Source organism: Stenotrophomonas mexicanensis, from assembly GCF_032911605.1.
In the GTDB taxonomy this organism is placed as follows: domain Bacteria; phylum Pseudomonadota; class Gammaproteobacteria; order Xanthomonadales; family Xanthomonadaceae; genus Stenotrophomonas; species Stenotrophomonas maltophilia_A.
In genome coordinates, this window is the sequence record NZ_JAWJTG010000046.1 from 1 (window position 1) to 12,478 (window position 12,478).

Here is a 12,478-nt window from a genome sequence, read left to right on the forward strand (position 1 = left end):
CTCGTCGGGCTCATAACCCGAAGGTCGCAGGTTCAAATCCTGCCCCCGCTACCAAGTAAAGAGATCGCCTTCGAAGTCCTGCTTCGAGGGCGTTTTTCTTTGCGGCTCTGGTTGATCCGCCGGGCCATGCCCGGCGAGCGAAGCGGCCGGTTTCAGGCGGGTCCAAGCCTTGCACCAGCGCGGTGCAGTCGCTATCATCAGCGGCCTAGCAATACCCCTGAAGGCGGCCTCCCAGCGGGAGTCCGGACCCGGAAGGAGGGCCGCAACCGGCAGGCACTGCAGGTTGCAACCGGAATCCAGTCACCGGAGTCTTTCCGGAAAAGGGGCCCAGCGGGCCCTTTGTCGTTTCCGGGGCGTCATGTTTCCATGCCGGCCAAGGCCGGCACCCAACCAAGAGATCAAGGCAGGCTGTGAGCGACAAGGCAACCGACATCGCGAATCTGCTCGCCCCGACCGTTGTGTCGCTGGGCCTGGAGCTGCTGGGCGTTGAGTATCTGCCGGCCCCCGGCGGTGCGACCCTGCGCCTTTACATCGACGTGCCGCTGGCTGAACAGCCCGAGCGCATCATCAATGTCGACGACTGCGAGCGGGTCAGCCGCGAAGTGTCGGCACAGATGGACGTCGAAGACCCGATCAGCGGCAACTACACGCTGGAAGTGTCTTCGCCGGGCGTCGATCGTCCGCTGTTCAACCTGGAGCAGTTCGGCCGTCACCTCGGCGAAATGGCCAAGGTCACGCTGAAGCTGCCGCAGGACAACCGTCGCCGCCTGCAGGGCCGCATCGAAGCCATCGACGAGACCGCAGGTGCCATCACCTTCATCGTCGACAAGGCCGAAGTGGTCGTGTCGGCCGACAACATCGACAAGGCACGGATCATGCCCGACTGGGTGGCGCTGGGGCTGGCCCCGAGCAAGCCGACCGGTCCGGCGCCGAAGCGTCCGAAGCCGAACACGAATTCTTCTTCCAACGAGCCGGCGGCAAAGAAGCCGCGCGCGGAGTGAGCCAATGAGCAAGGAACTGTTGCTGGTAGTCGACGCGGTCGCCAACGAGAAGGGCGTGCCGCGTGAAGTGATCTTCGATGCCATCGAGGCCGCCCTGGCCTCGGCAGCGAAGAAGCGCTATCCCGACGAGGAAGTGCTGACCCGCGTGGTCATCGACCACAAGGATGGCAGCTACGAAACCTTCCGTCGCTGGGAAGTGGTGGCCGATGACGTGGTCATGGAATCGCCGGACCGCCAGATCCGCCTGATGGACGCCGTCGATGAAGCCGAAGGCGTGGACGTCGGTGACTACATCGAAGAGCAGATCGAGAACCCGGACTTCGGCCGCATTGCCGCCCAGGCCGCCAAGCAGGTCATCGTCCAGCGCGTGCGCGAAGCCGAGCGCCAGCAGGTCGTGGATGCATGGAAGGATCGCGTGGGTGAGCTGATCACCGGTGTGGTCAAGCGCGCCGAGCGCGGCAACATCTATGTCGACCTCGGTGGCAACGCCGAAGGCTTCATCCCGAAGGACAAGGGCATTCCGCGTGACGTGCTGCGCGCCGGTGACCGCGTGCGCGGCTACCTGGCCGAAGTCCGTTCGGAACCGCGTGGCCCGCAGCTGTTCATCAGCCGCGCCGCCCCGGAATTCATGATCGAGCTGTTCAAGCTGGAAGTGCCGGAAGTCGGCCAGGGCCTGGTGGAGATCAAGGCCTGCGCCCGCGATCCGGGCGACCGCGCCAAGATCGCCGTGCTCGCCCACGACCAGCGCACCGATCCGATCGGTGCCTGCATCGGCATGCGCGGTTCGCGCGTGCAGGCCGTGTCCAACGAGCTCAATGGCGAGCGCGTGGACATCGTGCTGTGGAACGACAACCCGGCCAACTTCGTCATCAACGCGATGGCGCCGGCCGAAGTGCAGTCGATCATCGTCGATGAAGACAAGCACTCGATGGACCTGGCCGTTGCCGAAGACCGCCTGGCCCAGGCGATCGGCAAGGGCGGCCAGAACGTGCGCCTGGCCAGCCGCCTGACCGGCTGGCAGCTCAACGTGATGACCCAGGACCAGGTCACCGCCAAGTCGGAGGCCGAGCAGGCTTCGGCCCGCCAGCTGTTCATGGACAAGCTGGAAGTGGACGAGGAAATCGCCGGCATCCTGGTGAGCGAAGGCTTCGGCACCGTCGAGGAAATCGCATATGTCCCAGTCGGCGAACTGCTGGCCGTGGAAGGTTTCGACGAAGACATCGTCGAAGAGCTGCGCGCTCGTGCCCGCGATGCGCTGCTCAATGAGGCCCTGGCAGTCGAGGAAGGCCTTGAAGACGGCCAGCCGGCGCAGGACCTGCTGTCCCTGAAGGGCATGGACGAAGCCACCGCGTATGCGCTGGCCGGCCACGGCGTGCGTACCAGTGAGGACCTGTCCGACCTGGCCGCCGACGAGGTCATGGACTTCGGCATCGAAGGGCTGGATCAGGCGCGCGCCGCTGCGCTGATCCTGGCCGCACGTGCCGAGGAGATCGCCCGACTGGAACGCGGCGAATGAGCCGGCAATGAACAGGGCCCTGAGCCGCTCAGGGCGTAGAATCCGCGCCACCTCCAGATGCGGGGGGGCGCCCACAAGATCATAGGATCCGAATGTCGCAGCAAACCACCATCCGCAAGCTTGCCGAACTGGTCAACACGCCGGTCGAAAAACTGCTGGAACAGCTGGCCGGTGCCGGCATGAAGTTCAGCGGTCCCGACCAGGTCGTGACCAGCACCGAGAAGGTGAAGCTCCTGGGCTTCCTTCGTCGTTCGCACGGCAAGCCCGAGCAGGCCCCGGAAGAAACTGATCAGTCTGCAAAGAAGATCACGCTCAACCGCCGGAAACAGCAGGAAGTGACGGTCAGTTCCGGTCGCAGCAAGACGACCGTGAATGTCGAGGTGCGCCAGAAGCGTACCTACGTCAAGGATGGTGCTCGCGCCATGACCCCGGACGAAGAGCGCGCCGACATCCTGCGCAAGCTGGAAGAGTCGCGCGCGCGCAACCTTGCCGAACAGCAGGCCCTGGCCGAGAAGGATCGTCTGCGCGACGAAGCCATCGTCCGTGCCCGTGAGGAAGAGGTTGCGGCCAAGGAACGCGCAGAGGCCGAGAAGAAGGCCGCCGAGGAAGCTGCGGCCGCCGCCAAGGCTGCCGAGGCGCTGGCTGCCAGCAAGCCCAAGCGCGCTCCTATCGATGAAACCGCGCCGCGCCCGCCGCGTGCTCCGGCCGCCGCTCCGGCTGCGCCGCGCAGCGCTCCGCCGCCGCCGCGCAACGACGACCGCAACAACCGCAGCGCGCCGCGCAACGAGCGTGGCCCGGGCGACCGTTTCGCCGGCCAGATGCACCTGTCGGCTGCCGACCGCGCGCGCCGTGGCAACAGCAACAACAGCAACACCCGTGGTCGTCCGGGCGGGCGTAACCAGGCCGGTGGCCGTCGCGACATGTCGCGCGGTGGCAACAATGCAGGTCCGCACGCCTTCGAGCGTCCGACCGCGCCGGTGGTGCGTGAAGTGGCGATCGGCGACACGATCACCGTGGCCGACCTGGCGCAGAAGCTCGCGCTGAAGGGCGGTGAGGTGGTCAAGGCGCTGTTCAAGATGGGCGTGATGGCCACCATCACCCAGTCCATCGACCATGACACCGCCGCGCTGGTGACCGAAGAACTCGGCCACAAGGCGATCCGTGCCAACGACAACGACGCCGAAGACGCACTGCTGGCCTCGACCGGTGAAAACCAGGGCGAAGCCACCCAGCGTCCGCCGGTGGTCACCATCATGGGCCACGTCGACCACGGCAAGACCTCGCTGCTGGATTACATCCGCCGCACCAAGGTCGCCACCGGCGAAGCCGGCGGCATCACCCAGCACATCGGTGCCTACCACGTGGATACGCCGAAGGGCGTGATCAGCTTCCTGGATACCCCGGGCCACGCGGCATTCACCTCGATGCGTGCGCGCGGCGCCAAGCTGACCGACATCGTGGTGCTGGTCGTGGCCGCCGATGACGGCGTCATGCCGCAGACCAAGGAAGCGATCCAGCACGCCCGTTCGGCGGGTGTGCCGCTGATCGTGGCGATCAACAAGATCGACAAGTCCGACGCCGACCCGATGCGGGTCAAGAACGAACTGCTGTCCGAGCAGGTCGTGGCCGAAGACTTCGGTGGTGACACGCAGATGGTGGAGATCTCGGCCAAGACCGGCCTGGGCATCGACGACCTGCTGGACGCCATCTCGATCCAGGCCGAACTGCTGGAACTGAAGGCCGTCGACGAAGGCCGCGCTTCGGGCGTGGTGATCGAATCGTCGCTGGACAAGGGCCGTGGCCCGGTCGCCACCGTGCTGGTGCAGCAGGGCCGCCTGAAGAAGGGCGACTACCTGGTGTGCGGCATCCAGTACGGCCGCGTGCGTGCGCTGTTCGACGAAACCGGCAAGCAGCCGGAGTTCGCCGGCCCGTCCATCCCGGTGCAGGTCCTGGGCCTGTCCGGCGTGCCGGAAGCGGGTGATGACTTCGTGGTCGTCGAGGACGAGCGCCTGGCCAAGGACGTTGCCCAGCAGCGTGAGACCAAGCGCCGTGAATCGCGCCTGGTCGCCACCGCCGGCAGCCGCATGGAAGACATCATGGCGACCCTGGGCAAGGGCGAGGGCCAGCAGGTCCTCAACCTGGTCATCAAGGCCGACGTGCAGGGTTCGGTGCAGGCCCTGAGCCAGGCACTGGTCGCGCTGTCCAACGAAGACATCCGCATCAACGTGATCCACTCCGGCGTGGGCGGCATCACCGAATCGGACGCCAACTCGGCGGCCGCTTCGAAGGCCACCGTCATCGGCTTCAATGTGCGTGCGGACGCTTCGGCCCGTCGCATCATCGAATCCAACGGCGTCGATCTGCGTTACTTCTCGATCATCTATGACGTGATCGATCAGGTGAAGCAGGTGGCTTCCGGTCTGCTGGGCGTGGAGATCCGCGAAGAGATCATCGGTATCGCCGAGGTCCGCGACGTCTTCCGCAGCTCCAAGCTGGGCGCCGTGGCCGGCTCGATGGTCATCGAGGGCGTGGTCAAGCGCAACAAGCCGATCCGCGTGCTGCGCGACAGCGTGGTGATCTTCGAGGGCGAGCTGGAATCGCTGCGTCGCTTCAAGGAGAACGTCGAGGAAGTCCGCAACGGTACCGAGTGCGGTATCGCGGTGAAGGCCTACAACGACGTCAAGCCGGGTGACCAGATCGAGTGCTTCGAGCGTATCGAAGTGCCGCGCACCCTGTAATGCTGCAAGGTGGCCCGACCAACGGTCGGGCCCCACCATGGACCTGTAGCGCCCGACCGTTGGTCGGGCGACAACTGAACCAAGAGCTCCTCGTGCCCAAGACTTTCCATCGAACCGACCGTGTCTCCGCCCAGCTGCGCCGTGAACTCGGCACCCTGGTGCACAACGCTGTGCGCGAGCACGGGTTGCCCTCGGTGAGCGTGTCCGACGTGGAAATCACCCGCGACATGGCCCATGCCAAGGTGTTCGTCACCGCGCTGATGCCGGAACGTTCGGCCGAAGCCGTGGCCGGCCTGAAGGAGCTGGGCTACCGCCTGCGCATGGACCTGGCCCGTGCGATGAAGCTGCGCCACGTGCCGGAGCTGCATTTCCACTACGACGACTCGGTCGACCGTGGTGAGCACATCGACAACATCCTGCGCGATCTGCCTGATACGTTGGCCGCTGAGAAGCGTCGCGAGAGCGACGAAGAATAACCGCGCGACGCCGGGCATGCCCGGCGTTGTTGCATTCCGGCTGCGCGATGTCTGATGCAGACCGCGCTGCAGCAGTCGAGCATGGCTCGACTCTACAAAATCCTGTCATGACCCGAATTCAGTTCCGCCGCCTGGATGGCATCCTGCTGCTCGACAAGTCGACCGGCATGAGCTCCAACGCCGCCCTGCAGGTGGCCCGTCGCCTGTTCCGTGCCGAAAAGGGTGGCCATACCGGCAGCCTCGATCCGCTGGCCACCGGCCTGTTGCCGCTGTGCTTCGGCGAGGCGACCAAGATTGCCGGACTACTGCTCGGCTCGGCCAAGGCGTACGACGCCGAGATCATGCTGGGCCAGACCACCGACACCGACGACTCCGAAGGCCAGGTGCTGCTGCAGCGCGCGGTGCCGGCGATCAGTGCCGAGGCCCTGCAGGCGGCGCTGGCGCCGCTGACCGGCAGCATCCGCCAGCGTGCCCCGATCTATTCGGCACTGAAGCAGGGTGGGGAACCGCTGTATGTGAAGGCCCGCCGCGGTGACGTCATCGACGCGCCGGAGCGCGAGGTGCAGGTGCACGCCATCGAGGTACTGGAGCAGCAGCCGGAACGGCTGCGGCTGCGCGTGACCTGTGGCTCCGGCACCTACATCCGCAGCCTGGCCCGCGACCTGGGCGAGGCACTGGGCTGCGGTGCCCACATCAGTGCGTTGCGCCGGCTGTGGGTCGAGCCGTTCCGTGAACCGGCGATGGTCACCCTGGACCAGCTGCGGGCGATGGTCGAGGCAGGCGACGAGGCTGGGATGGACGCGCTGCTGCTGCCACTGGCGGCCGGCCTGGCTGAATACCCGCGGGTCGACCTCGATGCCGACCAGGCCCACCGCTTCTGCGTCGGCCAGCGCCAGCGCGACCTGTCCTGGCCGCATGGCCTGGTGGCCGTGTTTGGCCCGGACGATGCTGTCCAGGGCCTGGGCCAGGTCGATGACAGTGGCCTGCTGGCCCCGCAGCGTCGTTTCAACCTCTGACCTGGGCCGGGCGGTTCAGCCCCGGTCCTTGTCCCGGAAGCCCCCGGCCGTTACAATTTCGCGGCCGTTTTCCGGCAGCCTGCTTCGCGCAGGTTTCATCCTCGTAGTCCACGGCGAGCCTGGCGGTGCGCGAAGCGCGTTCCTGCCGGCCACGCATCACAGAGAAAAAAAGAAATGTCGATCGACACCCAGAAGGTCATTGAAGACAACAAGCGCAGCTCGGCTGACACCGGCTCCCCGGAAGTCCAGGTTGCACTGCTGACCGCCCGCATCGAACTGCTGACCGGCCACTTCAAGACCCACAAGAAGGACCACCACAGCCGCCGCGGCCTGCTGCAGATGGTCAACCGCCGTCGCAGCCTGCTCGACTACCTGAAGAAGAAGGACGTCGAGCGTTACAAGGCCCTGATCGAGAAGCTTGGCCTGCGTCGCTAAGCAACGAATCCCCCGCGGCGCAGCGATGCGCCGCGGTTTTGTTTTGTAGCACCGCAATCCCCGATTCAGGCCGGAACGATCCGGCCACCCGCTGGCGGCAAGGGTCGCCGACGGTCCAAATTCGCAGACAGCATCCCCAAGGACACCCTCCGTGGCAAAAATCACCAAAACCTTCCAGTACGGCAAGCACACCGTCACGCTCGAGACCGGCGAAGTCGCCCGTCAGGCCAGCGGTGCCGTCATCGTCAAGATGGACGACACCGTACTGCTGGTCACCGCCGTCGCCGCCAAGAGCGCGCGCGAAGGCCAGGACTTCTTCCCGCTGACCGTCGATTATCAGGAAAAGTTCTACGCCGGCGGCCGTATCCCGGGTGGTTTCTTCAAGCGTGAAGGCCGTGCGACCGAGAAGGAAACCCTGATCTCGCGTCTGATCGACCGTCCGATCCGTCCGCTGTTCCCGGAAGACTACAAGAACGAAGTGCAGATCATCGCCACGGTCATGTCGCTGAACCCGGACGTGGACGGTGACATCCCGGCCCTGATCGGCGCCTCGGCTGCCCTGGCCCTGGCCGGCACCCCGTTCATGGGTCCGATCGGCGCTGCCAAGGTCGGTTACAAGAACGGCGAGTACATCCTGAACCCGACCGTCAGCGAACTGGCTGACTCGCAGCTGGAACTGGTCGTCGCCGGTACCTCCAACGCCGTGCTGATGGTCGAATCCGAAGCCGCGCTGCTGTCCGAAGAAGTGATGCTGGGCGCCGTGACCTTCGGTCACCGCGAAATGCAGAAGGTCATCAACGCGATCAACGAGCTGACCGTCGAAGCCGGCACCAAGCCGTCGACCTGGGAAGCTCCGGCCAAGAACGACGCGCTGATCTCCGCCCTGAAGGAAGCCATCGGCCCGCGCCTGGGCGAAGCCTTCCAGGTGCGTGACAAGCTGCAGCGCCGTGACGCCATCTCGGCGATCAAGAAGGACGTGGTCGAAACCCTGGCTGGCCGCGTGGCCGCTGAAGGCTGGAACCCGGCCGAGCTGTCGAAGGAATTCGGCGAGCTGGAATACCGCACCATGCGTGACTCGGTGCTGGACACCAAGGTCCGCATCGACGGCCGTGCGCTGGACACCGTCCGCCCGATCGCCGTGAAGACCGGCGTGCTGCCGCGTACCCACGGTTCCTCGCTGTTCACCCGCGGCGAAACCCAGGCCATCGTGACCATCACCCTGGGCACCGCCCGTGATGGCCAGGTCATCGATGCCGTTGCCGGTGAGTACAAGGAAAACTTCCTGTTCCACTACAACTTCCCTCCGTTCTCGGTGGGTGAGTGCGGCCGCATGATGGGCCCGAAGCGCCGCGAAATCGGCCACGGTCGCCTGGCCAAGCGCGGCGTGCTGGCTGTCATGCCGTCGCTGGAAGCCTTCCCGTACACCATCCGCGTCGTCTCGGAAATCACCGAGTCGAACGGTTCCTCGTCGATGGCATCGGTCTGCGGTTCGTCGCTGGCCCTGATGGACGCCGGCGTGCCGGTGAAGGCGCCGGTTGCCGGTATCGCCATGGGCCTGGTCAAGGAAGGCGAGCGCTTCGTCGTCCTGTCCGACATCCTGGGTGACGAAGATCACCTGGGCGACATGGACTTCAAGGTGGCCGGTACCGCTGAGGGCATCTCCGCCCTGCAGATGGACATCAAGATCGAAGGCATCACCGAAGAGATCATGAAGCAGGCTCTGCAGCAGGCCAAGGCTGGCCGTCTGCACATCCTGGGCGAAATGGCCCACGGCCTGACCGCTCCGCGTGAAGAGCTGTCGGACTACGCGCCGCGCCTGCTGACCATCAAGATCCACCCGGACAAGATCCGCGAAGTGATCGGCAAGGGTGGCTCGACCATCCAGGCCATCACCAAGGAAACCGGCACCCAGATCGACATCCAGGACGACGGCACCATCGTCATCGCTTCGGTCAACGCCATCGCTGCCCAGGCCGCCAAGGCCCGCATCGAGCAGATCACCTCGGACGTCGAGCCGGGCCGCATCTACGAAGGCAAGGTCGCCAAGATCATGGACTTCGGTGCGTTCGTCACGATCCTGCCGGGCAAGGACGGTCTGGTCCACGTGTCGCAGATCTCCAGCGATCGCGTCGAGAAGGTCGGCGACGTGCTGAAGGAAGGCGATGTGGTCAAGGTCAAGGTGCTGGAAGTCGACAAGCAGGGCCGTATCCGCCTGTCGATGAAGGCCGTTGAAGAAGGCGAAGCCGCCAGCGCCGAATAATCGACCTCCGGTCGATTACGGTAGGTGTCAACCTTGGTTGACACGCTCCTGGAATCGCTGAAATGAAAAAGCGGGCTTCGGCCCGCTTTTTCTTTGCCTGGAATCCTGTGGATGAGGACCGTTGGTCCTTGCACTTACGCGTCTTCTTCGTCCTCCCCCAGCCACCAGACCTGGCCTGGCTCCGGGTCGCTCATCGGGTGCTCGCGCTGTTCGATGGCCTCCAGCACCCGGCCGGGGGCTGCAGCGACCCACACCGCCATGAGCTTTTCCGCCGCAGCCCGGCCCTGTGCGGCCACGCCGAGGTCACGTTCGCGTCTCCATTGGTCTTCATCTGGCGCCTCGTCACCATGCTGGTGCGGCGTGCCGCAGCTGCAGCGGCGGCACAGCCGGCGCACGGTGGCCGTCCAGTCCTCGACCATGCCGATGCCAGGCAGGGTGATGGCTTCCAGGGCAGTGATGTCATCGGCCGAATCGCACTGCACGAACACGGTGAAGGTCGCCATGTCCGATGCCTGCAGGCGCTGCATGGCATTGAACACCGGCACCTGGCGCTCGCCGTAGGTGCGATGGCCGGTTGATGCGCCGTCGTGCAGCACGATGTCGCCGAAGCGGAAGCCGCTTTCGGGCAGCGGTACGTTGTCGATGCGTGCACGCACCGGATCAATGCGGCTCATATACACCACCTCGGCGTCGGACCATGGCGCCAGGCGCACGCAGGCCACGCCGAAGTGGCCCTCGATCGGGCCCTCGCCTTCGGGCAGGGTGATGCCACAGCGGGTCCACTGGCGTCGTGCTTCGGCCCAGTCCGCCATGCCGGTGGCGGCGATGCCGGCATTCCAGGCAGTGGCGACATCGAACTCGCCGCGCAGCTGCTCCGATTGCAGGTTGTCCTGCAGTGAGGCAGCCCAGTCGCGCAGGTACTTGTGCGCCAATCCGCGCATGTAATGCAGGTACGGCACTTCGGGGGCGAGTGCGATCAGCTCGCCGAACAGCGCCACCGCCTGTTGCAGGTCGCCTTCGCGGAAGGCGCCGTAGGCGCGTGCCTCCAGGGCCTGGCATTCGTCGAGGGTTTCGTCGTCCAGCAGGTCGCCGTCGTCGAGGTTGTCGTGGTCGGTGCTCATGTCCATGCGCGGTTGAAGGTCCGCGGCTACCTTAGCCGATGCGCGAGCCCGCGAACGCGGCGTCGGCGTGTGTCCTGCTGCAGTGCATGAGGGTCGTTGCATGACTGGCGCGTTGTCGTCATCCGGCGGGATGCACCTGTCCACTGGACGACATGCCACGACAACCGTCCCACAGCCCCATCCGTTTGCTAACGTGGCTGCGCCTTCGAACCGGGAGATCCCATGTTCCGCCAGACTGTGGTTGCCCTTGCCGTGCTGATTGCCGGTGCTTTGCCCATAGCCGTGCATGCGGCACCCGCGCAGCCGCCGATCTTCGGTGCCTACTACCCCGGTGGTTCGGCCGAGCGCTACCCGGTGTCGAGCATTCCGGCCGAGCGCCTCACCCACCTGTTCTACGCGTTCTCCACCATCGAGGACGGGCGCTGCACGATCGGTGCGGAAGCGCCGAAGAATTTCGCGGCGCTGGCCGAGCTGAAGAAGGCGCACCCGCATCTGCGCACGCTGATCTCGATCGGTGGCTGGGGGGCAGGTGGATTCTCCGATGCAGCGCTGACCGAGGGCAGCCGCAAGCGCCTGGTCGACTCATGCATGGCGCTGTTCTTCGATCGTCATGCTGGCAGTTTCGATGGCGTGGACATCGACTGGGAGTTCCCGGTCAGTGGCGGGCCAAAGGAGCTGGCACACCGCCCGCAGGACCGCGCCAATCTGACCCGGCTCGCGCAGGCGTTCCGCGTGGCCCTTGATGCGCATGGCCGCAAGGCGGGGCATCCGATGCTGTTGACCGCCGCACTGGCCGCCGGTCGCCTGCAGACCGATGGCCCCTACGATCCAGCCGCAAGCTATGACCTGCCGGCGCTGGCCAAGGTGTTCGATTTCATCAACCTGATGAGCTACGACATGGGCACCGGCTTCTCGGCGGTGTCGACGTTCAATGCGCCCCTGCATGAAGTGCCGACCGATCCGCTGGCGCCGGAACTGCGGCGCTGGAACAACGTTGCCGGCGCGGTGCAGTACTACCGCGAGCGCGGGGTGCCAGCCCACAAGCTGGTGCTGGGTGTGCCGTTCTACGGGCGCGGCTTCAAGGTCACCGGCGATGCGCCGGATGGGCTGTACCAGTCCTACAGTGCACCGGCCGATGCCGGCGACTGGCGCGTGATCAAGGCGCGCTATCTCGACCAGCCGGGCTGGACGAAGCACTGGCAACCACAGGCGCAGAGCCCGTGGCTGTACAACGCCGAGCAGAAGGTTTTCATCAGCTATGAAGACCCGCGCTCGATCGGCCTGCGTGCGCAGTTCGCCCGCGAGCAGGGCCTGGCCGGCGTCTTCATGTGGGAGCTGACCGGCGACGACGAACAGGCCAGCCTGCTCAACGCCATGCTGGGCCCCTGGCAGAAGGCACGCATCGGCGATTGAGCTGCATCAGGCGATGTCCGGCGCAACGCCGCAACGCCATCGGCCCGACCCCGCACAGCATGTCCATGCCCGCAGCGTTACGCTGCGGGCATGATCCATCTCGAACGCCTGGACCACCTGGTCCTCACCGTCGCCGACATCGAACGCAGCTGTGATTTCTACCAGCGCGTGCTCGGCATGCAGGTCGTGCACTTCGGCGCGGGCCGCACCGCACTGCAGTTCGGCCAGCAGAAGATCAACCTGCATCCGGCCAGCGCCCCGCTGCAACCGCATGCGTTGCGGCCCACGCCGGGCAGCGCCGATCTGTGCCTGGTCACGCGCACGGCGACGACCGATGTGCTGGCCCACCTGCAGGCGCAGTCCGTTGCAGTGGAGGAGGGGCCGGTCGCACGTACTGGCGCGCTGGGGCCGATCGAATCGGTGTACTTCCGCGACCCGGATGGCAACCTGATCGAAGTGAGTCGTTACCCCGGCGAGGCATGATCCTGCTTGGGTAGCGTCG

General features: G+C 65.7%; 10 protein-coding genes. 9 read left to right on the forward strand and 1 reads right to left on the reverse strand.

What is annotated here, in order from left to right; genetic code table 11:
• The first annotated feature begins 410 nt into the window (after nt 1-410).
• The 7 genes from rimP to pnp all read left to right on the forward strand — a co-directional run bounded on the left by rimP (nt 411) and on the right by pnp (nt 9,442).
• Nucleotides 411-1,001 (forward strand): ribosome maturation factor RimP, encoded by a 591-nt coding sequence (gene rimP / locus R1L06_RS16925; protein ID WP_032128649.1) that lies wholly within the window; start codon nt 411-413, stop codon nt 999-1,001.
• A 4-nt stretch (nt 1,002-1,005) separates the two neighbouring features.
• On the forward strand, nt 1,006-2,517 hold the full coding sequence (gene nusA / locus R1L06_RS16930) for a transcription termination factor NusA (protein WP_005410449.1): 1,512 nt from the start codon (nt 1,006-1,008) through the stop codon (nt 2,515-2,517).
• Between the two features lie 92 nt (nt 2,518-2,609).
• Nucleotides 2,610-5,255 (forward strand): translation initiation factor IF-2, encoded by a 2,646-nt coding sequence (gene infB / locus R1L06_RS16935; protein WP_032128650.1) that lies wholly within the window; start codon nt 2,610-2,612, stop codon nt 5,253-5,255.
• Nucleotides 5,256-5,347: 92 nt separating this feature from the next.
• On the forward strand, nt 5,348-5,731 hold the full coding sequence (gene rbfA / locus R1L06_RS16940; protein ID WP_005410447.1) for a 30S ribosome-binding factor RbfA: 384 nt from the start codon (nt 5,348-5,350) through the stop codon (nt 5,729-5,731).
• A gap of 107 nt (nt 5,732-5,838) precedes the next feature.
• Complete coding sequence (gene truB, locus R1L06_RS16945; RefSeq protein ID WP_317218276.1) at nt 5,839-6,747, forward strand: tRNA pseudouridine(55) synthase TruB; 909 nt, start codon at nt 5,839-5,841, stop codon at nt 6,745-6,747.
• Between the two features lie 174 nt (nt 6,748-6,921).
• Nucleotides 6,922-7,182, forward strand: a complete 261-nt coding sequence (rpsO, locus tag R1L06_RS16950; RefSeq protein WP_005410445.1) for a 30S ribosomal protein S15 — start codon at nt 6,922-6,924, stop codon at nt 7,180-7,182.
• 151 nt (nt 7,183-7,333) lie between these two features.
• Nucleotides 7,334-9,442 carry a polyribonucleotide nucleotidyltransferase gene (gene pnp / locus R1L06_RS16955; protein ID WP_125427128.1) on the forward strand — a complete coding sequence of 703 codons (2,109 nt, stop codon included), beginning with the start codon at nt 7,334-7,336 and terminating at the stop codon, nt 9,440-9,442.
• 134 nt (nt 9,443-9,576) lie between these two features.
• Here the strand turns inward: pnp and R1L06_RS16960 are convergent, their stop codons facing one another.
• The gene (locus R1L06_RS16960; RefSeq protein WP_317218277.1) at nt 9,577-10,563 is read right to left on the reverse strand and encodes a tetratricopeptide repeat protein; all 987 of its coding nucleotides are present in this window, start codon (nt 10,561-10,563) and stop codon (nt 9,577-9,579) included.
• Between the two features lie 222 nt (nt 10,564-10,785).
• Here R1L06_RS16960 and R1L06_RS16965 point away from each other — a divergent pair, with 222 nt between their 5' ends.
• Together R1L06_RS16965 and R1L06_RS16970 are read left to right on the forward strand one after the other, a co-directional pair.
• Nucleotides 10,786-11,976 (forward strand): glycoside hydrolase family 18 protein, encoded by a 1,191-nt coding sequence (locus tag R1L06_RS16965; protein ID WP_317218278.1) that lies wholly within the window; start codon nt 10,786-10,788, stop codon nt 11,974-11,976.
• A gap of 90 nt (nt 11,977-12,066) precedes the next feature.
• Complete coding sequence (locus tag R1L06_RS16970; protein ID WP_180836632.1) at nt 12,067-12,459, forward strand: VOC family protein; 393 nt, start codon at nt 12,067-12,069, stop codon at nt 12,457-12,459.
• Nucleotides 12,460-12,478: the final 19 nt, after the last annotated feature.

Coding starts and splice junctions, on each gene's coding strand:
- nusA (WP_005410449.1), top strand. CDS start 1,006: ATGAGCAAGGAACTGTTGCTGGTAGTCGACGCGGTCGCCAACGAGAAG.
- infB (WP_032128650.1), top strand. CDS start 2,610: ATGTCGCAGCAAACCACCATCCGCAAGCTTGCCGAACTGGTCAACACG.
- truB (WP_317218276.1), top strand. CDS start 5,839: ATGACCCGAATTCAGTTCCGCCGCCTGGATGGCATCCTGCTGCTCGAC.
- rpsO (WP_005410445.1), top strand. CDS start 6,922: ATGTCGATCGACACCCAGAAGGTCATTGAAGACAACAAGCGCAGCTCG.
- R1L06_RS16960 (WP_317218277.1), bottom strand. CDS start 10,563: ATGAGCACCGACCACGACAACCTCGACGACGGCGACCTGCTGGACGAC.
- R1L06_RS16965 (WP_317218278.1), top strand. CDS start 10,786: ATGTTCCGCCAGACTGTGGTTGCCCTTGCCGTGCTGATTGCCGGTGCT.
- R1L06_RS16970 (WP_180836632.1), top strand. CDS start 12,067: ATGATCCATCTCGAACGCCTGGACCACCTGGTCCTCACCGTCGCCGAC.